This is a genomic window from Streptomyces sp. I05A-00742 (assembly GCF_013055795.1).
Classification (GTDB): Bacteria; Actinomycetota; Actinomycetes; order Streptomycetales; family Streptomycetaceae; genus Streptomyces.
In genome coordinates, this window is sequence record NZ_JABETO010000001.1 from 160,444 (window position 1) to 184,497 (window position 24,054).

At 72.8% G+C, this 24,054-nt stretch carries 17 protein-coding genes; 11 read left to right on the forward strand and 6 right to left on the reverse strand.

What is annotated here, in order from left to right:
* Window positions 1-430 precede the first annotated feature (430 nt).
* Window positions 431-1,447: an aldo/keto reductase gene (locus tag HN013_RS00750; protein WP_312018446.1), complete on the reverse strand. Its 1,017-nt coding sequence runs from the start codon at window positions 1,445-1,447 to the stop codon at window positions 431-433.
* 172 nt (window positions 1,448-1,619) lie between these two features.
* Entirely contained in the window at window positions 1,620-3,059 is a 1,440-nt protein-coding gene (locus tag HN013_RS00755; RefSeq protein WP_171161767.1) for an MFS transporter, read from the reverse strand.
* 110 nt (window positions 3,060-3,169) lie between these two features.
* On the opposite strand from HN013_RS00755, the gene HN013_RS00760 reads away from it, so the two are divergent.
* The 5 genes from HN013_RS00760 to HN013_RS00780 all read left to right on the forward strand — a co-directional run bounded on the left by HN013_RS00760 (window position 3,170) and on the right by HN013_RS00780 (window position 12,455).
* The gene (locus HN013_RS00760) at window positions 3,170-4,096 is read left to right on the forward strand and encodes a helix-turn-helix transcriptional regulator (RefSeq protein WP_398977996.1); all 927 of its coding nucleotides are present in this window, start codon (window positions 3,170-3,172) and stop codon (window positions 4,094-4,096) included.
* A 154-nt stretch (window positions 4,097-4,250) separates the two neighbouring features.
* Window positions 4,251-5,384, forward strand: a complete 1,134-nt coding sequence (gene dusB, locus HN013_RS00765) for a tRNA dihydrouridine synthase DusB (RefSeq protein WP_171161771.1) — start codon at window positions 4,251-4,253, stop codon at window positions 5,382-5,384.
* A 546-nt stretch (window positions 5,385-5,930) separates the two neighbouring features.
* Entirely contained in the window at window positions 5,931-8,654 is a 2,724-nt protein-coding gene (gene ppdK, locus HN013_RS00770; protein ID WP_171161773.1) for a pyruvate, phosphate dikinase, read from the forward strand.
* Window positions 8,655-9,227: 573 nt separating this feature from the next.
* Window positions 9,228-10,253: a helix-turn-helix domain-containing protein gene (locus tag HN013_RS00775; protein WP_312018447.1), complete on the forward strand. Its 1,026-nt coding sequence runs from the start codon at window positions 9,228-9,230 to the stop codon at window positions 10,251-10,253.
* 96 nt (window positions 10,254-10,349) lie between these two features.
* Entirely contained in the window at window positions 10,350-12,455 is a 2,106-nt protein-coding gene (locus HN013_RS00780; RefSeq protein ID WP_171161775.1) for a glycosyltransferase family 2 protein, read from the forward strand.
* A gap of 121 nt (window positions 12,456-12,576) precedes the next feature.
* Here HN013_RS00780 and HN013_RS33555 read toward each other — a convergent pair whose 3' ends face one another.
* Window positions 12,577-13,521, reverse strand: a complete 945-nt coding sequence (locus HN013_RS33555) for an Lrp/AsnC family transcriptional regulator (RefSeq protein WP_171161777.1) — start codon at window positions 13,519-13,521, stop codon at window positions 12,577-12,579.
* Window positions 13,522-13,628: 107 nt separating this feature from the next.
* On the opposite strand from HN013_RS33555, the gene HN013_RS00790 reads away from it, so the two are divergent.
* The gene (locus tag HN013_RS00790) at window positions 13,629-14,402 is read left to right on the forward strand and encodes an inositol monophosphatase family protein (RefSeq protein ID WP_212763788.1); all 774 of its coding nucleotides are present in this window, start codon (window positions 13,629-13,631) and stop codon (window positions 14,400-14,402) included.
* Window positions 14,403-14,422: 20 nt separating this feature from the next.
* On the opposite strand, the gene HN013_RS00795 is transcribed toward HN013_RS00790, so the two are convergent.
* On the reverse strand, window positions 14,423-16,297 hold the full coding sequence (locus tag HN013_RS00795) for an APC family permease (protein ID WP_171161779.1): 1,875 nt from the start codon (window positions 16,295-16,297) through the stop codon (window positions 14,423-14,425).
* Between the two features lie 233 nt (window positions 16,298-16,530).
* Between HN013_RS00795 and HN013_RS00800 the strand changes: the two genes are divergently transcribed.
* Window positions 16,531-17,106: a hypothetical protein gene (locus tag HN013_RS00800; protein ID WP_171161782.1), complete on the forward strand. Its 576-nt coding sequence runs from the start codon at window positions 16,531-16,533 to the stop codon at window positions 17,104-17,106.
* 146 nt (window positions 17,107-17,252) lie between these two features.
* Here the strand turns inward: HN013_RS00800 and HN013_RS00805 are convergent, their stop codons facing one another.
* The gene (locus tag HN013_RS00805) at window positions 17,253-18,188 is read right to left on the reverse strand and encodes an oxidoreductase (protein WP_171161783.1); all 936 of its coding nucleotides are present in this window, start codon (window positions 18,186-18,188) and stop codon (window positions 17,253-17,255) included.
* A 157-nt stretch (window positions 18,189-18,345) separates the two neighbouring features.
* On the opposite strand from HN013_RS00805, the gene HN013_RS00810 reads away from it, so the two are divergent.
* Together HN013_RS00810 and HN013_RS00815 are read left to right on the forward strand one after the other, a co-directional pair.
* On the forward strand, window positions 18,346-19,128 hold the full coding sequence (locus HN013_RS00810; RefSeq protein WP_171162233.1) for a TSUP family transporter: 783 nt from the start codon (window positions 18,346-18,348) through the stop codon (window positions 19,126-19,128).
* A gap of 190 nt (window positions 19,129-19,318) precedes the next feature.
* Window positions 19,319-20,335 (forward strand): trypsin-like serine protease, encoded by a 1,017-nt coding sequence (locus HN013_RS00815; RefSeq protein WP_312018448.1) that lies wholly within the window; start codon window positions 19,319-19,321, stop codon window positions 20,333-20,335.
* Window positions 20,336-20,377: 42 nt separating this feature from the next.
* Here the strand turns inward: HN013_RS00815 and HN013_RS00820 are convergent, their stop codons facing one another.
* Complete coding sequence (locus HN013_RS00820; RefSeq protein ID WP_171161785.1) at window positions 20,378-21,067, reverse strand: vancomycin high temperature exclusion protein; 690 nt, start codon at window positions 21,065-21,067, stop codon at window positions 20,378-20,380.
* 200 nt (window positions 21,068-21,267) lie between these two features.
* Between HN013_RS00820 and HN013_RS00825 the strand changes: the two genes are divergently transcribed.
* A complete protein-coding gene (locus HN013_RS00825) occupies window positions 21,268-22,596 on the forward strand; it encodes a deoxyguanosinetriphosphate triphosphohydrolase (protein WP_171161787.1) in 1,329 nt (442 codons plus the stop codon).
* Window positions 22,597-22,737: 141 nt separating this feature from the next.
* Window positions 22,738-24,027: an FAD-dependent oxidoreductase gene (locus tag HN013_RS00830; protein WP_171161789.1), complete on the forward strand. Its 1,290-nt coding sequence runs from the start codon at window positions 22,738-22,740 to the stop codon at window positions 24,025-24,027.
* Window positions 24,028-24,054: the final 27 nt, after the last annotated feature.

Here is a 24,054-nt window from a genome sequence, read left to right on the forward strand (position 1 = left end):
GGCGCGCCTGGGACGACCGTACCCGGCCGGTGGCGGGCCCGGGCCGCGCGGGCCCGGACTCCGGCCGGGTGCGGGGTGGGACCGCGCGGGGGCGGCGTCGGATCGTACGGGGGTGGCGTCGGATCCCACGGGGACGTGCGGGATCGCGCGGACGGCCGCGGGCCGGCGGCCGGTTGGGCCCGCTTTCGGAGCCGGACCGGAGCGGGAGCCGGTGTCGGCGTCGGACCGGAGCCGGAGCCGGACCGGACCCGGCGTCGACCCGGCGTCGACCCGGACCCGGCGTCGACCCGGAGCCGGACCGGACCCGGCGTCGACCCGGCGTCGACCCGGACCCGGCGTCGACCCGGAGCCGGACCGGACCCGGCGTCGGCGTCGTCGGCGGCGTGGGGTGCCGCCCGCGCCCGGTCGGACGACCGCCCATGGCCTCGGGTCACCGCTCGCTGTCCAAGTGGGCCATCTGATCCGCCGGGTACCGCTCGCCGGCGACGGCCTCCGCGGGGACGGCGGCCTCGATGGCGGCGAGGTCGTCCGCGGTCAGGGCGACGTCGAGCGCGCCGAGCGCCTCGCCGAGCCGTTCGCGGGTGCGGGCGCCCACCAGCGGAACGATGTCCACGCCGTGCCGGGGCCCCTGGGCGAGGACCCAGGCGATGGCGGTCTGCGCGACGGACGCGCCGCGCTCCCCCGCCACCTTGCGCAGCGCGTCGACCAGGTCGAGGTTGCGCTGGAGGTTCTCGCCCTGGAAGCGCGGGCTGATGCCTCGGAAGTCGTTCGCGGCGAGCTGCCGGTCGCGGGCGAAGTGGCCGCTGATCAGGCCGCGGGAGAGCACGCCGTACGCGGTGACGCCGATGCCCAGCTCCCGGCAGGCGGGGAGGATCTGCTCCTCGATGCCGCGCGAGATCAGCGAGTACTCGATCTGGAGGTCCGAGATCGGAGTGACCGCGGCGGCCCGGCGGATGGTGTCGGCGGCGACCTCGGAGAGGCCGACGTGGCGGACATGCCCGGCCTCGACGAGCTCGGCGATGGCGCCGACGGTCTCCTCGATCGGCACGTCGGGGTCGACGCGGGCGATCCGGTAGATGTCGATGTGGTCGACGCCCAGGCGCTGGAGCGAGTACGCGGCGAAGTTCTTCACCGCCGCGGGGCGGCCGTCGTAACCGGCCCAGCCGCCGTCCGGGTCGCGCAGGGCGCCGAACTTGACGCTGGTGAGCGCCTGTTCGCGCCGGTCGGCCGGGGCGGAGCGCAGCGCCTCGCCGATCAGCATCTCGTTGTGGCCCATGGCGTAGAAGTCGCCCGTGTCGAGCAGGGTGACGCCCGCGTCGAGGGCGGCGTGGATCGTGGCGATCGACTCGGCCCGGTCGGCGTCGCCGTAGAGGGCGGACATGCCCATGCAGCCGAGGCCGAGGGCGGAGACCTGGGGGCCGGTGGTGCCGAGAGTGCGGTGCAGCACGGGGGACTCCTTCGGGAGCGGGACGAGAACGGGACGAGAAGGGGACAACAGAAGAGTGACACATGGAATGACAGATTTCAATATCTGTCATTCCATGTGTCCGTGTGTCCGTGTGTCGCGATCCGGCCGCGAGCCGCCGGTCCGCGAGCCCGCCGGTCCGCCCGCCCGTCCCTCAGTGCATCGCGCGCGGCAGCCGCAGGCTCAGCACCACGGTCGCCGCCACCGCCACCAGCTGCACCCCGAACGTCGTCACCACCGCGTCCCGCATCCCCATGGACGGCGCCAGCGACAGGAACAGCGAGCCCAGCGTCGCCACACCCAGCGCCATGAAGGACTGCTGCGTCGTCACCATCACCCCGCCGCCGACGCCCGCCTGGGCCACGGGCACCCCGCCCAGGACGGCCCGCTGTGTGGGCGGCAGCAGCATGCCCTGGCCCAGGCCCTGGACGGCCAGGCCCGCCGTCGTCCCCCAGGGGCCGAGCCCGTCCCAGCCCCAGAAGAAGGTCGCCGTCAGCGCGAGCAGACCCGCCCCCTGGACCAGCGCGCCGGCCGTCACCGCGTACCGGCCGAACCGCGCGCCCAGCCGGGGACCGGCGAGCGATCCCACGAAGAACGTGACGCACATCGGCACCAGGGCCAGCCCCGCCGCCAGCGGACCCAGTCCCAGGCCTTCCTGGAACACCACGGCCAGGACGAACATGTAGCCGCCCCAGCCCAGCGAGAACGGCACCAGCAGCGCCAGCCCGCTGCGCACCGCCGGCACCCGCAGCAGCGACGGCGGCACCAGCGGCGTCCGCCCGGCCGCCTCCAGCCGCCGCTCCACCGCCCAGAAGGCCGCGGCGGCGAACGGGAACACGGCCAGCAGCACCCACGACCACACCGGCCACCCGGTCGACCGGCCCTCCGTCAGCGGCAGGAGCAGGCTGACCAGCGCGACCGACAGCAGGACCGTCCCCGCGCCGTCCACCCGCGTCGGGTGCTCCGAGCGCGTCTCGGGGATGAGACGGAAGGCCATCACCAGGGCGACCGCCGAGAGCGGTGCGTTGACGAGGAAGATCGAGCGCCAGCCGGTGCCGGCGATGTCGGCGGATACCAGGACCCCGCCGAGCACCTGGCCGACCGCGCTTGCCGCGCCGGCCGTGGCGCTGTAGAGGCTCAGGGCCCGGGTGCGCCGTGAGCCGCGGGTGGTGGCCTGGATCGTCGCCAGCACCTGCGGCAGCATCAGGGCCGAGGCCGCGCCCTGCGCGATCCGGGCCACCACCAGCGTCCAGGCGTCCGGCGCCAGGCCGCACGCCACGGACGTCACTCCGAACGCGGCCGTTCCCCAGAGGAACAGCCGCCGCCGGCCCACCATGTCGCCCAGCCGCCCGCCGAGCACCAGCAGCACGGCGTAGGCCACGCCGTAGCCGCCGACGACCATCTCCAGCAGGGCGGGACCGGCGTGCAGGTCGTGGTCGATGGTGGGCAGGGCCACGTTGACGATGAAGAAGTCGACCATCGGCAGCGCCCCGCCGATCAGCACGGTGATCAGGCCGGAGGTACCGAGAGTGGGGGAGGTCGGGGTCGTACTGCCGACGGAGGCATTCGTCGATATATGCGTATTGCTGCTCACGGGTACGACGATGACGCCTCGCGGAGCCTGGTACCAGAGGGCCTTTATCCTGGTAGAAGATGTACCTGGCAACGGGATGGGGTGTGCCCCACCCTGGAGGCATGACGACGATGGTGCTGGAGACGCCCTCCGCGACCACGGAGCGACCCCCGACGACCGCGCGGACCACGACTGCCGAGCGGCCCGCGCCGCGCGCCGACGTCGCCCGCCGCAGCGAGCTCGCCGCCTTCCTGCGCAGCCGCCGCGAGCGCATCACCCCGGAACAGGCCGGTCTGCCGCGGGGCCTCCGCCGGCGCACCCCGGGGCTGCGCCGTGAGGAGGTCGCACAGCTCTCCGCCGTCGGGGTCACCTGGTACACGTGGCTGGAACAGGCGCGGGACATCCAGGTCTCCGCGCAGGTCCTGGACGCCCTCTCCCGCGCCCTGATGCTGGACCGCGCCGAGCGGTCGCACCTCTTCGCGCTGGCGAACGTCACCGATCCGCTGCCCGACACCGGGTCCGCGGGCGTCTCGCCGGAGCTGCGGCTGATGCTTGAGCAGCTGGAGCCGTTCCCCGCCTGTGTGCAGAACGCGCGCTACGACATCCTGGCCTACAACCGCACCTACAAGCACGTGATGTGCGACCTCGACGCCCTGCCGCCCGAGGAGCGCAACTGCCTCTGGCTGCACTTCACCAGCGAGAACTGGTACGCCAACGTCGTCGACCGCGAGGACGCCAAGCGGGCCATGGCCGCCAAGTTCCGCGCCGCGATGGCCGACCACATCGCGGAGCCCGCCTGGAAGTGCCTGCTCAAGCGGTTGCAGGATGCCTCGCCCGAGTTCCGCGAGCTCTGGGAGGAGCACGAGGTGATCCCGCCCACCGCCAACCGCAAGCGCGCCTACATGCAGTCGCGGGTGGGCCTGCTCAACCTCTCGTACAGCAATCTGTGGACCGGCCCCCACGCGGGAACCCGGCTGCTGGCCTTCACCCCGGCCGACGAGGTGACCCACGAGCGGCTGCGGCAGCTCCAGAAGCTGGTGATCGCCGACGAGGGGTGAGCGCCGGGCGGGGTGACCGGAGCCACGGGATCCGCTCCGCCGGATGAGGGACAATGGACGGTCGCCCCATTCGTCCGCACACCCTTCGCACACCGTCCGCAGGCGATCCGCACGCAACCGGACCGCAGGCCCGCAGGAACGAGGAAGCCCTTCCATGACGCAGCTCCAGATCGGCCCCCACCCGGTGCAGCCGCCGGTGGTCCTGGCCCCCATGGCCGGGATCACGAACGCGCCCTTCCGCACGCTGTGCCGGGAGTTCTCGGGAGGCAAGGGGCTGTTCGTCAGCGAGATGATCACCACCCGGGCGCTGGTCGAGCGGGACGCCAAGACCATGCGGCTGATCCACTTCGACGGCACCGAGAAGCCGCGCTCGATCCAGCTCTACGGCGTCGACCCGGTCACCGTCGGCAAGGCCGTCCGCATGATCGTGGACGAGGACCTGGCCGACCACATCGACCTCAACTTCGGCTGCCCCGTCCCCAAGGTCACCCGCAAGGGCGGCGGCTCCGCCCTCCCGTACAAGCGGAACCTGCTGCGCTCCATCCTGCGCGAGGCCGTCGGCAACGCCGGGTCGCTGCCCGTCACCATGAAGATGCGCAAGGGCATCGACGACGACCACATCACCTACCTGGACGCGGGCCGGATCGCCGTCGAGGAGGGCGTGACCGCCATCGCCCTGCACGGCCGCACCGCCGCCCAGCACTACGGCGGGACGGCCGACTGGGAGGCCATCGCGCGGCTCAAGGAGGCCGTGCCGGAGATCCCGGTGCTCGGGAACGGCGACATCTGGTCGGCGGACGACGCCGTGCGGATGATGCGCGAGACCGGCTGCGACGGGGTCGTGGTCGGCCGCGGCTGTCTGGGGCGGCCATGGCTGTTCGGCGACCTCGTCGCCGCGTTCGACGGCGACGGCGGGGCGCCCGCCGCCGCTCCGACGCTGCGTGAGGTGGCGCGGGTGATGGTGCGCCACGCGGAGCTGCTGGGGGAGTGGCTGGAGAGCGAGGAGCGGGGCGTCATCGACTTCCGCAAGCACGTCGCCTGGTACACCAAGGGGTTCTCGATCGGCTCCGAGCTGCGCAAGAAGCTGGCGGTGACGTCGTCCCTGGCGGAGTTGGACGCTCTTCTGAGCGGGCTCGATCTGGATCAGGCGTGGCCGGTGGGGGCGGATGGGCCTCGCGGGCGGACCTCCGGGCGTAATCGGGTGGTGCTGCCGGATGGGTGGCTGGACGATCCGTACGACTGCTCCGGGGTGGGGGCGGAGGCGGAGCTCGACACGTCTGGGGGGTGACGTGGGGGTTGTGCCCCGGGCCCGCCCTTTCACCGTTTCTTGCGGGGGCGGGCCCCCGCACCCCCTGAGCGCGCCTGCGGCGCGCGTCCTCAAACGCCGGACGGGCTGACTCAGCCCGTCCGGCGTTTGAGTTGTGGGGCACCCAAAAAGCCCATTGCACCCCTCCCCCGACGGCGTGATTCTCGCCACCTCTGATAGGGGTCCCGCTCACATGAGCACCAAAAGGACGCCTGCACCTTCCAAAGGGTGGCACTGAGTGCCACCCTTTCTGTTTCCAGAAGGTGACGCCGAAGCGGCCGAAATCTCGACACTACGTCACATCTCACCACCCCTCCGCAACATTGCGTTCAAGATGTGAAGAGATCACCCTCAAACCTCACCGGGGCAGGCGACTTTCGATCTGTTGGCGGACGGGCGGTTACGGCCTCATGTCGATGGAGTGGACCTCCTCAGAAGCCTTCGATCTGGGTACGCTCCCCGCCGTCAGGGCAGCCCTCCCCACTGCGGCAGCGTTCTCAGGGAGGTCCAGTGAAGGAGTCGAGTCCCGTGCCGGTATCCGAAGACCACCAGAAGCAGAAGTTCGTCTACGACTTCACCGAGGGCAACAAGGACCTCAAGGACCTGCTCGGCGGCAAGGGCGCCAACCTCGCCGAGATGACCAACCTCGGCCTTCCGGTGCCGCCCGGCTTCACGATCACCACTGATGCCTGCAAGGTCTACCTGGCCGAGGGGCAGGAGCCCCCGGCGATGCGGGACGAGGTCACGGCGCACCTGGACGCGCTGGAGGCCCGGATGGGCAAGAGGCTCGGGCAGGCCGACGACCCGCTGCTGGTGTCGGTGCGCTCGGGCGCGAAGTTCTCGATGCCCGGGATGATGGACACGGTCCTGAACATCGGGCTCTCGGACGAGTCGGTGGAGGGTCTCGCCGCGCAGGCCGGGGACGAGCGGTTCGCGTGGGACTCGTACCGCCGCCTCATCCAGATGTTCGGCAAGACCGTGCTGGGCGTCGACGGCGAGCTCTTCGAGGAGGCGCTGGAGGAGGCGAAGCGGGCCAAGGGCGTCTCCACCGACGTGGAGCTCGACGCGGACGACCTCCGTGCCCTGGTGGAGCAGTTCAAGGGCATCGTCGCCGGGCAGACCGGGCGGGACTTCCCGCAGGAGCCGCGCGAGCAGATGGACCTGGCCATAAGGGCCGTCTTCGAATCGTGGAACGGTGACCGCGCCAAGCTGTACCGCCGCCAGGAGCGCATCCCGGGCGACCTGGGCACGGCCGTCAACGTCTGCTCGATGGTCTTCGGCAACCTCGGCCCCGACTCCGGCACCGGCGTCGCCTTCACCCGTGACCCGGCCAGTGGCCACCAGGGCGTCTACGGCGACTACCTGCAGAACGCGCAGGGCGAGGACGTCGTCGCCGGCATCCGCAACACGATGCAGCTCGCGGAGCTGGAGCAGCTGGACAAGGCGTCGTACGACCAGCTGATGCAGATCATGGAGACGCTGGAGACGCACTACCGCGACCTGTGCGACATCGAGTTCACGATCGAGCGCGGCAAGCTGTGGATGCTCCAGACCCGCGTCGGCAAGCGCACCGCCGGTGCCGCCTTCCGGATCGCGACGCAGCTGGTGGACCAGGGCCTGATCAGCGAGGCCGAGGCCCTTCAGCGGGTGACGGGCGGCCAGCTGGCGCAGCTGATGTTCCCGCGCTTCGACGAGAAGGCCAAGACCGAGTTCCTCGGCCGGGGCATCGCCGCCTCGCCGGGTGCGGCCGTCGGCAAGGCGGTCTTCGACTCGTACACCGCCGTCAAGTGGTCGCGCTCGGGCGAGAAGGTCATCCTGATCCGCCGCGAGACCAACCCCGACGACCTCGACGGCATGATCGCCGCCGAGGGCATCCTGACCTCGCGCGGCGGCAAGACCTCGCACGCGGCCGTGGTGGCCCGCGGCATGGGCAAGACCTGTGTCTGCGGCGCGGAGGAGCTGGAGGTCGACACCAAGCGGCGGCGGATGACCGCACCTGGCGGGGTGGTGATCGAGGAGGGCGACGTCGTCTCCATCGACGGCTCCTCCGGCAAGGTCTACCTCGGTGAGGTCCCGGTCGTCCCGTCCCCGGTCGTCGAGTACTTCGAGGGCCGGATGCACGCGGGCGCCGACGACGCCGACGGGCTCGTCCAGGCCGTGCACCGGATGATGGCCTACGCGGACCGGATGCGTCGGCTGAGCGTCCGCGCCAACGCCGACAACGCCGAGGACGCCCTGCGCGCCCGCCGGTTCGGCGCCCAGGGCATCGGCCTGTGCCGCACCGAGCACATGTTCCTCGGCGAGCGCCGCGAGCTGGTCGAGCGGCTGATCCTGGCCGACACCGAGACCGAGCGCGACGAGGCGCTGGGCGCCCTCCTGCCGCTCCAGAAGGCCGACTTCGTCGAGCTGTTCGAGGCCATGGACGGCCTCCCGGTCACCGTCCGGCTCCTGGACCCGCCGCTGCACGAGTTCCTGCCGGACATCACCGAGCTGTCGGTGCGCGTCGCCCTCGCCGAGGCCCGGCAGGAGGCGCACGAGAACGAGCTGCGCCTGCTCCAGGCCGTGCACAAGCTGCACGAGCAGAACCCGATGCTGGGGCTGCGCGGTGTGCGCCTCGGGCTCGTCATCCCCGGTCTGTTCGCCATGCAGGTCCGGGCGATCGCCGAGGCCGCGGCCGAGCGGCGGAACGCCAAGGGCGACCCGCGCGCCGAGATCATGATCCCGCTGGTGGGCACGGTCCAGGAGCTGGAGATCGTCCGTGAGGAGGCCGAGCGCGTCATCGCCGACGTCGAGGCCGCCACCGGCACCAGCCTCAGGCTCACCCTGGGCACCATGATCGAGCTGCCGCGCGCCGCCCTGACGGCCGGTCAGATCGCGGAGGCCGCCGAGTTCTTCTCCTTCGGCACCAACGACCTGACCCAGACCGTGTGGGGCTTCTCCCGGGACGACGTGGAGGCGAGCTTCTTCACCGCGTACCTGGAGAAGGGCATCTTCGGCGTCAGCCCCTTCGAGACGATCGACAAGGACGGCGTCGGTTCGCTGGTGCGGGCCGCGGCCGAGGCCGGCCGGGCCACCCGCCCCGACCTCAAGCTCGGCGTCTGCGGCGAGCACGGCGGCGACCCGGAGTCGGTGCACTTCTTCCACGAGGTGGGCCTGGACTACGTCTCCTGCTCCCCGTTCCGCATCCCCGTGGCGCGGCTGGAGGCGGGCCGCGCGGCGGCCCTGACCGGTACGGCGAGTGACAGCCGGTAGGCGCCGCCGTTGAGACTCCGGAGCCGCTGATGGGATGACCTCGACCCTCGGACCTTCGCGGCTCCGGCAGAAAGAAGGGGCGGCCCCGCACGGGGCCGCCCCTTCTCGCATCCCGGGCCCGGTTCTCGCTCGCCCGGTCTGTTTCCCGCGCCCTGGGCCCGGCGCGCGGTTAACCCGCTTGTAACGCACGGGCCATGAGGGAATCACCGGAGCGGAGCCGACGGGCTACAGCGCGTGCCGCGCGAGGCCGTCCGGGAGCCTGTTCCGGGGCCCGTGGCACGGCGGAGGGGCGGCGCTCGTGCGGGAGCGCCGCCCCTCTTTACTCCCCCACCGGGAGTTGTTGCCGCCCGCATCGGCTCGGGCGGCAACTCGCATACTCAGCGGCCGCTTTTTCGCTCGCCACCCCCCACGGGAACGAGCCGGGGCGGCCCTGAGTGCGTGAATAGGATTTCGCTCCAGGGGTGTTCGCCGCGAGTCCTTTCAACTGTGGCCAAAAGGGCGTGGTAACAGCACGTATCGGTGTGCATACTCAGTGGGCGGGGGGTGACGGCGGATGTCTCATGTGGGGGTTTGGTGCTGCGTGTCCATTTCACTGGACTCGATCTGGCCCGGTTGCGCCTGGCCGGAGACCCGGACGTGCTCTGGGAAACCGTATTGAGTCTCCACCGGCTGCGGGACAAACAAGGCGAGTCGATCTACGGTGATTGGCGCACCGAAACCCGTGCTCGGTTGAATAGTGAAACTCGGCTGCTGGCGCCGCTGGTTCCTCCCCGGGGGTATTTCCCGGACTTCCTGACGCCGGCCGAAGGGGTACTCGGACTGGAGACCGGCATACAGGCGCTGCGCGCCACTCCGGCCGAACGCGTGCACGAGGAGCTGAGCCGGCTGCCCAACGTCCGGACACTGCCGGCTTGGATACGATCGCTGGCCGAGGGCGACGCCCGGGCGTTCGGCAAGCTGATCTCCGCCCTGCACGACTACCACGAGGCGGCCATCGCGCCCTGCTGGGCGCATATCCAGGCGCAGATCGAGGCCGACCGGGCGGTGCGGGGCCGGGCCCTCCTCGACGGGGGCGCCGACGCGCTGCTGTCCTCCCTGCCGCCCACGATGCGCTGGCGGGCGCCCGTACTGGAGGCCGACTACCCCGTCGACCGCGATCTGCACCTGAACGGGCGCGGTCTGCTGCTCGTGCCGTCCTTCTTCTGCCGGGGCAACCCGGTCACCCTCCAGAATCCGGATCTGACGCCGGTCCTCGTCTACCCGGCCCGGCACTGCGCGGAGTCTGCGCCGCCGGTGCAGGACGCGCCGCGCTCGCTGGGCAAGCTGGTCGGGCAGACCCGGTCGGCCGTCCTCGGCTCCATCGGCGGCGGCTGCACCACCAGTGAACTCGCCCGCCGCGTCGGGGTGTCCGCCGCCTCGGCCAGCCAGCACGCCGGGGTGCTGCGCGAGGCGGGCCTCGTCCTCACACTGCGGCACGGCAGCGCCGTGCTGCACACCCTGACGCCGCTGGGGGCGGCGCTGCTGCGCGGGGGGCACCGGCCGCAGACCCGGCGGGACCGGGCGCCGCTGCCCGAGCGTTCGACGTCGGCCAGGTTGTAGCGCCCCGTCCTCTTTGTGCGGCGCTGTCGGTGGTCCTCGGGGTCGGGGGCACTGTTTCGGACTGGCGTTCGGGTTATCACTCTCCAGTACCCTGAAATGACCTGCGCCGGAGACCCGGCCACCACCGACCAGCTCATCCCGGCCGCGGGCGACGCCCCGGCCGCGGGAACGGAGTGCGCACCCATGCCCGGCCCGGACGTCACGGTCATCATCGCCGCGTACAACGCCATGCCGTACGTGACCCGCAGTGTCACCTCCGTGCTCGACCAGACCCTGGGGGCCGACCGGATCGAGCTGATCGTCGTGGACGACGGCTCCACCGACGGCACGGCCGCCGAGCTGGACCGCCTGGCGGCGGACGTGCCCACGATGCACGTCGTCCACCAGCCGAACTCCGGCGGTCCCGCAGGCCCGCGCAACCTCGGCCTCGACCGGGCCACCGGCCGCCACATCTTCTTCCTCGACGCCGACGACCACCTCGGGCCCGAGGCCCTGGAGCGCATGGTCGCCGCCGCCGACACGAACGGCTCCGACGTCGTCCTCGGCCGGATCGTCGGCGAGGGCGGCCGCCGGGCGCCCACCTCGATGTTCGGCCGGAACCAGCCGAAGACCGACGTCTTCGCCTCCCGGGTCTACTGGACGCTCAACCCGATGAAGCTGTTCCGCCGTGAGCTCGTCGACCGGCTCGGTCTGCGGTTCGAGACCGGGCTGTCCATCGGCGAGGACCAGCCGTTCACCGCGACCGCCTACCTGGAGGCCGCCGCGATATCCGTCGTCGCCGACTACGACTGCCTGTACTGGGTCGCCCGCGAGGACGGCAACAACATCACCGCGCAGCCGCACGGCACCCGGATGCGTATGGACCTCTTCCGGATGATGACCGAGCTGGTCGCCCGGCATGTCGAACCGGGCGAGCGACGCGATGTCCTGATGCACCGTCACTTTGCCGTCGAGCTGCGCGACGCGGTGCTCCAGCTCTGCCGCGAGCCCTACCGCGACACCCAGGACAAGCTCCTGGAGGAGCTGGGCGACCTGATCGAGCCGTACTACCACGAGGGCCTGGCCGCCCGGCTGCCCGCCATGGTCCGGCTGCGCTGCCACCTCATCCGGCAGGGGCTGCTCGACGAACTGCTGACCGTCGTCCGCTGGGAGCTGGACCGGGGCGCCGCCAGCTATGGCATCACCACCCTCGCCGCGACCGCCGCCCACGGCCCCGACATCCTCACCGAGAACGGCCGCGCGTACGCGGAGTACCCCTACTTCCGCGACTCCACGCTCAACATCCCCGACGACTGCTACGACATCACCTCCGAGCTGCGCGTCCGCCACTTCCTGGAGACCGCCGAACTCCGGGGCGGCGCCCTGCGGCTGGCCGGGCACGCCTACGTGCACCGAATATCCACCCGTGACATCAGCACCGAGCTGATCGTCCGCAAGCGGGGCGGCAAGGCCGAGTACCGGCTCCCCGTGCGGCACACGGCCACGCCCGGGCTGGGTGCCGACGAGGACGGCGGGTACTTCGACTACGGGGACGCCGGGTTCGACGTGACGGTCGACCTCGCCACCGCCGCCGACGGGGCGCCGCTGAGCGCGGGCCTGTGGGACTTCACGCTCGCGGTCGGCGCCCAGGGCGTCGTCAAGGAGGCGCGCCTCGGCAGCCGCCGGGCCGAGTCCGTCACGTCCGACACCGTCACCGTTGTCACGGATGACGGCATGGCCGCCGCGCTCTTCACCACCAAGCCCTACGGCAATCTCTCCCTCGATGTGGGGGAGACGCGTCACCGTGTGCTGCCACTCCTGGGCGTGGACAGCGTGGCGTGGGCGGCGGAGGGGCCCGCTGTGCTTGTTGTGAACGGACGGTGCGGACTGGCCGGTTGGCCGGACGGTGCTTTGACACTGCGTGCCACCGGGGCCGACGGCGCTGTCCGTGAGGTTCCCGTCGAGCCGGGTACGGATGGGGCGTTTGTTGTCCGCCAGGGGTATGCGGAGGCGGGCGAGTGGCGCTTCGAGCTGCGGCTCTCCGCCGGGAGTGGGCAGTGGAACGTTCCTGTGCCGCCGCAGCCGCGGCTTTCCGCTGCGCGGTGGCAGCGGTTGGGGTTGCCTTGGTATGCGAAGGGTGTGGAGGGGCGGGATGTGCTGGTTGTCCGGGTGGGGAGGGTGGAGTTGCTGAAGGGGGTGCGGGGGCGTTTGAAGCGGCGGTAGCCGCTGGCTATTCAGCCCGTCCGGCGTTTGAGGACAAGCGGCGAAGCCGCATTCACGGGGTCCGGGGCAGAGCCCCGGGAAACGGTGAAAGGGTGGGACCGGGGCACCAACCCCCAAGCGACTACCGCCGCTTCACCGCCCGCCCCACCAACACCGTCTCCACCGCCGAAACCCCCAACACCCCCACCTCCCCCGTAATAAACCGATACAACTCCGGCAACCCCCGCAACCACACCGCCAGGTGCAAGTTACTGACCCCGGTCGTCGCGAAAGCGCCATGCACCGCCGGATGCGCCGCCAACCGCCGCCCCACCGCATCAAGCTCGCCGGGAGCGACCTGCATCAGCAGGTTCGCGTCCACCATCAGCCCCACCCGTCGCGCATCGACGTGCACCTGGGTGCGGAGGAGCCCGGACGCGCGGAGGGCGGAGACGCGGCGGCGGACGGTGGATTCGGGGTGGCCGGTGAGGCGGGCGAGGGCGGTGGCGGGGGAGCGGCCGTCGTCGGCGAGGGCGGTGAGGATGGCGAGGTCGGTGGCGTCAGGGGGGCTGGAGGGGCAAGAGGCGGGCGGTGGGGTGAGGGCGGCGCGTTCGGCAGCGCTGAGAACGTCGTGGCGCCACTCGTGCGCGTACTTGAAGACGTGCAGGATCGTCTGCGCGTCGACGGAGGTCACCGCGCCGGTCGCGGGCAGCTGGCGGAAGACCAGGCGGTGCGGGGAGCCGGGGTCGGCGAGCAGGATCGCGCCGATCTCGTCGCCGCTCGCCGAGAGGTCGGCGAAGGGGATGTCGTCCCGGTCGGCGAGCGCCTTGGCGATCACATCGGCCTTGCCGCGCAGCACCTTGATCCGCAGCGTCATCGCCGCCGGCAGCTCGTCCCGCGGGGGCAGTCCCGCCACCCGTACCGTCCCCGAACCGAGCAGCGCCGCCCACCGGCGGTGCACCACGCGCGGGCTCAGCCCCAGCACGTCGGCGGCCCGCTCGGCGGTCACCCGGCCGTCGCACTGGAGGGCGGCGACCAGCCTCTGATCCCGCTCGTCGAGGACGTCATCGCTCAGTTCCAAGCTCATACATGACAGTTTCGCTCACCCCGGGCCCCGGAGCGGCCGTCCGCCGCCCCCCTGCGGAGATCGTTGACGCATCGCGTCCCACCGCACCACCCACGGAGGAGATCCCCATGAACGCCCTGCTCACCGCCATGACCGCCGCCGCCCGGGAGGCCGGAGCGCTGCTGAAGGACCGCCCGGCGCCCGCGCCCGGCCGCACCATGGAGACGCTGCGCTCCACCTTCGCTTCGGTGGACGAGCCGGTCGCCGCCCTGCTGCGCGAGCGGCTCGACGGCCTCGTGCCGGACGCGGTGTGGGCGGACGAGCTGGACACCGAGCTGCCGGAGACGGGCGCGGTCTGGGTCGTCGACGCGATCGACGGTGCCGTCCAGTACCTGCGCGGCATGCCGTACTGGTGCGTCAGCCTCGCCCTGGTCCGGGACCGGGAGCCGGTCGCCGCCGTTCTGCACTCCGCCGTGCTGGGCGAGACGTACACCGCGGCGCCCGGCGAGGGCGCGCACCGGAACGGCGTCCCCGTCGTCCCCGCCGGCGAGGGGGAGCTCGCCGCCGCCATCGTCGCCACCAGCCAGCCGCCCTTTCCGTCCGGCCAGCCGGAGGCCGTGGCCGCGGCGGGCCGGGGGCTGAGCGCGGCCGTGCGGGAGGTGGCGGCGGTGCGCAACCTCGGGCCGGTCTCCTGGCAGGTCGCGGACGTGGCGGCCGGGCGGCTCGACGCGTTCTGGGAGTACGGCCGGGACGACGCCAACCTGCTGGCGGGCGCACTGATCGCCCGGGAGGCGGGGGCCGTGGTGACGGACATGGCGGGCAGGCCGTGGCGGGCGGGGGCGGAGGGGTTCCTGGTGTCGTCCGGGGCCCTGCACGGGGAGCTGCTGCGGGTGCTCGCCTGAGCCGCAACGCCCTTCCCGGCTCAGCCCCTCCGCGCCTCCACCCGGAACCGCAGCCGGCAGATCACCGCGTCCGTGTCGCGCCGCACCGCGTGCGCGACCACCGCTCCCCGCTGGTTCTGGAGCAGCCGCTGCCAGACGTGCGCCGGCTCGACCTCCGGGATGAGGACGGTGACCCGGTGGTCGGGGTGGCGTCCGGACAGCTCCTGGACGTAGTCCACGATGGGGCGCCCCAACGCCCGGGTGGCCGCCGGGAGTTCGACCAGCTCGACGCCCGGGTTCCACAGCTCCCAGTCCCGGCGCAGGGATTCGGCCGCGCGCCGCCCGTCCCCGTCCGGCTGGGCGACGGTGACCGCCACCACCTCGTCGCCGAGGGAGACGGCGGCGGTGAGGGCCTTGCTGGTCAGCCGGGACAGTGAGGAGACGGGGACGACGACCACGGAGTGGCAGCGGCGCGGCGCCTCGGGCACCCGGCCCAGCTCCAGCCGGTCCCCGATCCGCGCGTAGGCGCGGTGGACGGCTTCGAGGACCAGCACCATCAGGGGGAGGGTCAGGACGATGAGCCAGGCGCCCTCCTCGAACTTGGTCGCGGTGACGACGATCGCGGACACCCCGGTGAGCACCGCGCCGAAGCCGTTCAGCAGGGCCTTGCCGTGGCTGCCGGGCGACCGTTCCTGCCGCCAGTGCCGCACCATGCCGACCTGGCAGATGGTGAAGCCGACGAAGACGCCGATCGCGAACAGCGGTACCAGGGTGTTGACGTCGCCGCCGGAGAACACCAGCAGCAGCGTCGAGGCCGCGGCCAGGGCGAGCACGCCGTGGCGGTGCACCTGGCGGTCGGCCTTGAGGGCGAAGACGTGCGGCAGGTAGTTGTCGCGGGCGAGCAGGCTCATCAGGACGGGCAGCCCGCCGAACGACGTGTTGGCGGCCAGCGCCAGCAGGACGACGGTGGCGAACTGCACCACGTAGAAAGCCCAGTTGTGGCCGAGCGAGGCGTCGGCGAGCTGGGCCAGGACGGTGACGCCCTCCACCGGCTGGAGGTGGAAGCGGCCGATGAGCACGGACAGGCCGATCAGCATCGCGCCCAGCAGCGCGCCGAGCGCCACCTCGGTCCGCTGGGCGCGGCGGGCGCGCGGGGCGCGGAAGGACGGGACGGCGTTGGCCACGGCCTCGACGCCGGTGAGGGCGGAGCAGCCGGCGGCGAACGCCTTGAGCAGCAGGAGGGCACCGACGGAGGTCGCGTTGTCGCTCAGGACGGACGCGTGCCCGGCGGCGGCCTCGGTGCTCGCGGGGGCGTCACGGAAGAGCCCCACGACGATCATGGTCAGGATCGAGCCGACGAAGACGGCGGTCGGGACGATGAACGCCTTCGCGGACTCGGCGATGCCCCGCAGGTTCACGGCGGTGACGAGCGCCAGCACGCCGAGGCAGATCCACAGCCGGTGGTCGTGGAGGCCGGGGAAGGCGGAGGTGAGCGCGGCGACGCCGGCCGTGACCGAGACCGCCACGTTCAGGACGTAGTCCAGGACCAGTGAGGCGGCGGTGAACAGCGAGGTGCGCCGGCCGAGATGGCGCTTGGCCACCGCGTACGAGCCGCCGCCGTCCGGGAAGGCCGCGATGACCTGCCGGTAGGAGGCGACCAGTACGGCGAGCAGGGCCGCGATCGCGAGGGTGACCGGCAGGGTGCAGCCCAGACCGTGGGCCCCGGCCGCCGCCAGCACGAGGACGATCGACTCCGGCCCGTACGCGACGGAGGCCATCGCGTCGAGCGACAGGGCGGCCAGGCCCTGGACGGCCGTGAGCCGGTGCCGGTCCTCCCGCGCGGCCGCGGTGCCGGTATCCGGCGGTTCCTCGCCGGTCCCGTCGGGCCGTTCATCCGTATGGGCCAGCATGGACATCTCTGTGGTACCTCCGTGACGTGGAAGGCTCAGCGTGCGTCGGAGGTGACCGGAAGGCGCCCGTTGTTGGCGTTCTCTTGGCGAGTTGTGGCGCTATCTTCACGCTTTCTTAGCGCCTGGGGCGGAAGGGGTGTCAAGAGCGCGTTATCACCCCGTCAGGTTCGGGCCTGATTCCGTCAGCTTGGCGTCAACGGGCGGCGAATCATGGAGAGGACGGCCCTAACCTCACCGCCATGGGACGGCGACCGACTGTAAGGACGCGCAGACACGACGTCAGATCCGGGGGCACCGCCGCCGCACCTCCCGGTGGCGTACGCGCCCGGGACCGCGGCTGGCGGCGCGAGGCCCGGGAGGCGTGGTGCTGGGGAACGGCGCTGGGGGGCCTGCTCTCCCTCGCCGACCTGCTCCGTGGCGAACTCGACGCGGCCAGGGCCTGTTGCTGGGCCGCCCTCGGCGCGATGCTCGTGGCGGTGCTGCGGCCCGCGCGCGTCACGGCCGGGGACGGCTGGCTGGCCTCCCGCGGCCTGCTCCGCGAGCGACGCGTGCGCACGGACCTGCTCACCCGGGTCCGGCACGTGGACGGGGTCGCCCCGCGGATCGTCCTGCGGGACGTCGGCGGAGGCCGGGTCGAGCTCGACCCGCGCGTGCTCCGGGCCAACCCCCTGCTCTGGCACCAGCTGGACACGGGCGCCCGGCGGGCCCTCGACCGCGGCCTGCTGCGCGAGGGCGCGGCCGTCCTGGAGGCGCTCCGGCAACGGGTGGACGGCGAGGGGGCGCGGGAGATCCTGCGGGCGTCCGGGGTGGAGTGAGGCGACCTCCTCTTACGAGGCGCGGCACCTTATTGGGGCCGCGTCCTTCTACGGCAACGTCCTTCTACGGCAACGTCCTTCTACGGCCGCGTCCTTTCAGTGCAACGTCCTGTCAGCGCAACGTCCTTTCACGGCAACACCTCGCCTCACACCCGCGGCGGCCACGCGTACGTCACGCCCGTCAGCCGCTCCGACAGCGTCCACAGCCCCGCGCCCGCCCGGTCGTCCCGCGTCCACCCGGCACGCACCGACCGCACCGGCGCCCCGCGCCACATCAGCACGCGCGGGCCGAAGAAGTCGTCCTGCCGGACGTCCGGCGCCGTGGCGGCGCGCAGGATGGGCAGCGCTCCGTCCTCCGCGCTCTGCGCCACCGCGCGGGTGGCCAGGGCGACCAGCCGCTCCGTTCTCGCCCTTCCCTCCATCCGTACCCCGGCCGTCTGGAGGTTCGTCGCCGCGAAGCCGGGGTGCGCGGCCGCCGCGACCAGCGGGGAGCCGTCCGCGGCGAGCCGCCGGGCGAGCTCGTGGACGAAGAGCAGATTGGCGCTCTTGGAGCGGCCGTAGGCGATCCAGCGGCGGTAGCCCCGGTCCATCTGCACATCGCGCGGGTCGACCGAGCCGAGGAAGTGGAAGCCACTGGAGACCGTGATCACCCGGGCTCCGTCCCCGGCCTCCCGCAGGCGCGGCAGCAGCAGGCCGGTCAGGGCGAAGTGCCCCAGGTGGTTGGTGCCGAACTGCATCTCGAAGCCGTCGACCGTGCGCCGCCGCGGCAGCGCCATCACCCCGGCGTTGTTGACCAGCAGGTCCAGCCGCTCCTCCCCGGCCAGCCCGTCGGCGAAGGACCGCACGGACGACAGGTCGGCCAGGTCCAGCCGGGCGAGGCACACGTCCGCGCCGGGCACCTGATGGCGGAGCAACTCCTCGGCCGCCCTGCCGCGCGTCTCGTCCCGGCAGGCCAGCACCACGCGCGCGCCGCGCCGGGCCAGCTCCCGGGAGGTGACGAACCCGATGCCGCTGTTGGCGCCGGTCACCACGGCCGTACGGCCCTTCTGGTCCGGAATGTCGTTCAGTGTCCAGCCGTTCACCGCGCACTCCTCCGACGTGCCGTCCCCGGCCGCCCCGGGGTGATCAGCCCTGCCCACTCAGCGTAGGGGACACCACCGACAACGGCCCGGCCGGGGCAGAACGCCCGTCCGGCGCGGGAGTTGGGCCGCCGGAACCGCCGCGTACGATCCCCGGGTGATCCACGACATATCCCTGACCACGCTGCTCCTGCTCTGCCTCGCCGCGGCCGCCGCCGGGTGGATCGACGCCGTCGTGGGCGGCGGCGGCCTCCTCCAACTCCCGGCCCTGCTGGTCGGACTGCCGCACGTGTCCCCCGCTTACGTGCTCGGCACCAACAAGGCCGTCGCGATCTGCGGCACCGCCGCCGCCGCGGTCTCCTACACCCGCCGGGCCCCCATCGATCTGCGCACCGCCTTCCGGATCGGCCTGGCCGCCCTCGGCGGTTCGCTGGCCGGGGCGTTCTTCGCCTCCGGCATCGACAGCGCGGTCCTCCGGCCGCTGATCATGGCGATACTGCTGGGCGTACTCGTCTTCGTCCTGGTGCGCCCCGGCTTCGGCGCGGCCGCCGCGGCCGCCGGCCCGGTGAGCCGGCGGCGGGTGCTGACGGCGATCCTCGTGGCCGGCCTGGGCATCGGCTTCTACGACGGCCTCATCGGCCCCGGGACCGGCACCTTCCTCGTCCTCGCCCTGGCCGGGATCCTCCATATGGACCTGGTGTCGGCCTCCGGAACCGCCAAGATCGTCAATGTCTGCACCAACGTGGGCGCGCTGGTGACCTTCTCCCTCCAGGGCGCGGTGCTGTGGCAGGTGGCCCTGCCGATGGCCGTCTTCAACCTCGGCGGCGGGGCGGTGGGCGCGCGGATGGCCCTCAAGCGGGGGAGCGGCTTTGTGCGCTGGGTGCTGGTCGTCGTCGTGCTGGCCCTGCTCTGCAAGCTGGGCTACGACGAGTGGGGCGCGTAACCGCGGCCGGTGGGCCGAACGGGGCGGACGCCATTCGTGTGATCGGGGCCGACCGGACGGGACTCCCGCCGCCGGATGTGGTGGAAGGTTGACGATCATTCGTAGGCTGGTCATACACCGGATCGTCTGTCGTCCGACGGTACGGAAAACGGTCCGGGCCGCCGCCCGGGCCGGACGATGCGGTTAGCCTGTGAACGACCTTCCGAACGTGGTGGGGGTGCCTGTGCGTTTTCCCCGGTGGAGCCGGGCCCGATGGGGCCGGGCCACGCTGGCGGGACTCTATGTCGTCGTCCTCGCGGCAGCCGTCCCGCAGGCCGGCGGGCACGGGAAGGACCGCAGCTGGAGCAGCGAGCAGGCGAAGCGGTTCTGGGGCCCCTCGGACGCGTCCGACGGCACGGCGTCCGGTGGCACGGCGTCCGGTGGTACGGCGCCCGGTGGCACGACGTCCGGCGCTCCGGCCTCCGACGACGCGGCGGACCTCGACGCCAGGAGCGAGGCGCAGCGCATCACGGGGAGCGCGCGGCACTTCGGCGGAGTGCCCTCGGTGGGCGTCCTCTTCTACACCGGCGAGGACATGAAGAGCCATCACTGCACGGCGAGCGTCGTGCACAGCCCCAAGGGCAATCTGCTGGTCACCGCCGGGCACTGCTCGATCGGCACCGACGCCGCGTTCGTGCCGGACTATCAGCAGGGCGCCAAGGAGCAGCCGTACGGGGTGTGGACGGTGGACCGCACCTTCGTCGACCCCAGACGCACCGACACCGGCGAGGGCTCGGACCTGGACTTCGCCTTCGCCACCGTCCGGCCCGACGCGAAGGGCCGTCAGATCGAGCAGGTCACGGGCGCCAACCGGCTGGCCCGCACCCCCGGCTTCGTCAACCGGGTGACCGTCATCGGCTATCCCAGCGCGGACGACGACCCGGCCGACGAGGCCATCCGCTGCACGGCCCTGACCAGCAAGCTGGAGAGCCACAACCAGCTGAAGATGCGGTGCGACGGATTCTTCTCCGGCACCTCCGGCAGCCCCTGGCTCGTCCACTTCAACGAGAAGACGCGCTCCGGCGACCTGGTCGGCGTCCTGGGCGGGCTCAACGGCGGCGGACCGGACGGGGACCGGTCGGCGCAGGTCTCGTACAGCCCCGTCAACGACGACGAGATCTTCCGGCTCTACGTGGACGCCATAAACAACCGCGAACCCCAGCGGTAGCCCCCTGCCCCCCCGCCCCCGCCCCCCGCCCCGCCGCCGCGGTCAGCGCTCCGCGGCCCTCAGCGCCCGTTCCACCCCCGGCTCGTGCGGGCCCAGGAACTCCGGCCCCGGGCGGACGACCGCGTTCAGCGCGGCCTTCCCGGCGGCCAGGACCTCCCGGGCGCCGCCCGCGTACCAGGTGAGGTCGTGCTTGGCGTCGACCCCGACCCCGTACGCGTCGATCCCGGCGGCGTCGCACAGCGCGACCGCCCGGCGGATGTGGAACCCCTGGGTGACCAGCAGCGCCCGGTCCACGCCGAAGATCCGCCGGGCGCGGGTGCAGGAGTCCCAGGTGTCGAAACCGGCGTAATCCGCGACGGTCCGCTCCTCGGGGACGCCGTGGTCCTTCAGGTAGGCGCGCATGGCGTCCGGTTCGTTGTACGCGTCGCGGCTGTTGTCGCCGGTGACCAGGACGACGCGGACCTTGCCCGCGCGGTACAGCTCGGCGGCGGTGTCGAGCCGGTGCGCCAGGTACGGGGAGGGCCTGCCGTGCCGGAGGCCGGCGCCGAAGACGATGGCCACCGGGGCGGACGGCGCGTCCGAGACGTCCCGCAGCCGGGACTCCGCGGCGGCGTGCACCCAGGTGGCGGGGAGGAGGGCGAGCACACAGACCGTCACCGCGGCCCGCACCGCCCGGCGTTTGCCCCGGCGGGTGGCCGGCAGCCGGAGCCGCGACCTGTTCGTCAAACGCATGTTCGCTCTCCCTCTGCTGCACAGAAGGAACGTGGCGCGGCGCGGTTCGGTTCCACGGCGCCGTCCGGGGCGGGGACGGGCCGGTCGTCACCGGACGGGCCGTTCGCGGGCCGGGCCAGTCGCGGCGAGAGAGGCCGGAGGGGCCGGAGGGGCCGGGGGACCCCATGCCCATGTCCGACCCGGGGACTACCGTCGGGAGTATGAAAGGCTCAGCAGCAACCGCCCGCAGCGCAGCGCCCGCCGTCGACGGCTACGCCGCGCCCGACCTGGAGCGCTGGGCCTCCGAGCCCGACAAGCGCCCCGGCCGCACCGCCTTCCAGCGCGACCGGGCCCGCGTCCTGCACTCCGCCGCGCTGCGCAGGCTCGCCGGGAAGACGCAGGTCGTCACGCCCGGCGTCAGCGGGCAGGTGTGGGACGCCAGCCCGCGCACCCGGCTGACCCACTCGCTGGAGTGCGCCCAGGTGGGCCGGGAGCTCGGCGCCGCGCTCGGCTGCGACCCCGATCTGGTGGAGGCCGCCTGCCTCGCGCACGACCTCGGCCACCCGCCGTTCGGGCACAACGGCGAACAGGCCCTCAACGAAGTCGCCGGTCCCTGCGGCGGTTTCGAGGGCAACGCCCAGTCGCTGCGCCTGCTGACCCGCCTCGAACCCAAGCGTTTTGTGCCGCACCCCGAGACCGGCGAACCGGCCAGCGTCGGCCTCAACCTCACCCGGGCCGCGCTCGACGCCGCCACCAAGTACCCCTGGCCGCGCGGCGGCCACCCCACCGACCCGGACTCCACCAAGTTCGGCGTCTACCCCGACGACCTGCCGGTCTTCGACTGGCTGCGGCAAGGCGCGCCCCCGTACCGCAGGAGCTTCGAGGCCCAGGTCATGGACTGGGCCGACGACGTCGCGTACTCCGTCCACGACGTCGAGGACGGGCTGCACGCCGGCCACCTCGACCCCAACGTCCTCTCCGCCGAGCCCGAGCGCCGCGAGATCTTCGCCGTCGCCGCCCGCCGCTACGCCCCCGGCGCGGACCCCGCGGAGCTGGCGGAGGCCCTGGACCGGCTCCTGGAGCAGGAGTGGTGGCCGCACGGCTACGACGGCTCGGCCGTCGCCCAGGCCCGCCTCAAGGACGCCACCAGCCAGCTCATCGGCCGTTTCTGCCTCGCCGCCGAGACCGCCACCCGGGAGGCCTGGGGGCCCGGCCGGCTCACCCGCTACCGCGCCGGGCTCGTCGTCCCGCACGGCACCCGGCTGGAGTGCGCCGTCCTCAAGGCCGTCGCCGACCGGTACGTCATCCAGCGCGAGGACCAGGAGAAGCTCCGCGCCGACCAGCGCGTCGTCATCGCCGAACTGGCCGAGGCGCTCGTCGCCCGCGCGCCCGACGGCCTCGACCCGCAGTTCCGCTCCCTCTGCAACGAGGCCCCCGACGACGCGGGCCGGCTGCGCGCCGTCGTCGACCAGATCGCCGCCCTCACCGACTCCTCCGCGCGCATCCTGCACGCCCGGCTCACCGCGGGCCCGCCGTTGCCCGCTGAGTGAGGAGCGGCAGGGGGCACGACCGCGCACGACGGTCCCCTGCCCGGCCCTCTTCCGGCGGCCCGCCGCGTGCGGGACGCTCGCACTGGCCGTTTCGGCGATCGGACCGGGGACGTCGAGGCACACCGAGCGAGGAGGCAGCAAGTGGTGGACGCGAACCAGACGTTCGTCATCGTCGGAGGAGGACTGGCCGGAGCCAAGGCCGCCGAGACCCTCCGCGCGGAGGGATTCACCGGACGGGTGATTCTCGTCTGCGACGAACGCGACCACCCCTACGAGCGGCCACCGCTCTCCAAGGGGTACCTCATCGGCAAGGACGAGCGGGACAGCGTCTTCGTCCACGAGCCCTCCTGGTACGCCCGCGCCGACATCGAGCTCCACCTCGGCCAGCCCGCCGTCCACCTCGACCGCGCGGCCAGGACCGTCCGGCTCGGCGACGGCACGCAAGTCCACTACGACCGGCTGCTGCTCGCCACCGGCGCCGAACCCCGCCGCCTCGACATCCCCGGCACCGACCTGGCCGGCGTCCACCACCTGCGCCGCCTCGCGCACGCCGAACGGCTGCGCGGCGTCCTCGCCGCCCTCGGCCGCGACAACGGCCACCTCGTGATCGCCGGTGCCGGCTGGATCGGCCTGGAGGTGGCCGCCGCCGCCCGCGGCTACGGCGCCGAGGTGACCGTCGTCGAGCCCGAGCCCACCCCGCTGCACCGGGTCCTCGGCCCCGAGCTCGGCCAGCTCTTCACCGACCTGCACCGCGACCACGGCGTCCGCTTCCACTTCGGCGCCCGCCTCACCGAGATCACCGGCCAGGACGGCATGGTCCTCGCCGTCCGCACCGACGACGGCGAGGAGCACCCCGCCCACAGCGTCCTCGCCGCCATCGGCGCCGCCCCGCGCACCGCCCTCGCCGAGGCCGCGGGACTGGCCCTCGTCGACCGCGCCGACGGATGGGGGCACCTCCCGGCGGTGGCCGGGGGAGGCATCGCCGTCGACACCGCCCTGCGCACCTCGGACCCGGACGTCTTCGCGGCCGGTGACGTCGCCGCGATCGAGCGCCCCGACGCCGCGGGCCGGCTGCGCGTCGAGCACTGGGCCAACGCCCTGCACAGCGGCCCGGCGGCGGCCCGCGCCATGCTGGGCCGCCAGGTCGTCTACGACCGGGTCCCCTACTTCTTCTCCGACCAGTACGACCTGGGCATGGAGTACTCCGGCTACGCGCCGCCCGGCTCGTACGACCAGGTGGTGTGCCGGGGGGACGTCGGGAAGCGCGAGTTCATCGCGTTCTGGCTGCGGGAGGGCCGGGTGCTGGCGGGGATGAACGTGAACGTGTGGGACGTCACGGAGACCGTCCAGCGCCTCATCCGGTCCGGCGCCCGCCCGGAGCCCGACGCCCTGGCCGACCCCGGCGTTCCGCTCGACTCGCTGCTGCCCTGAGGCCGGCCCGGTCCCGCGGGGCCGCGG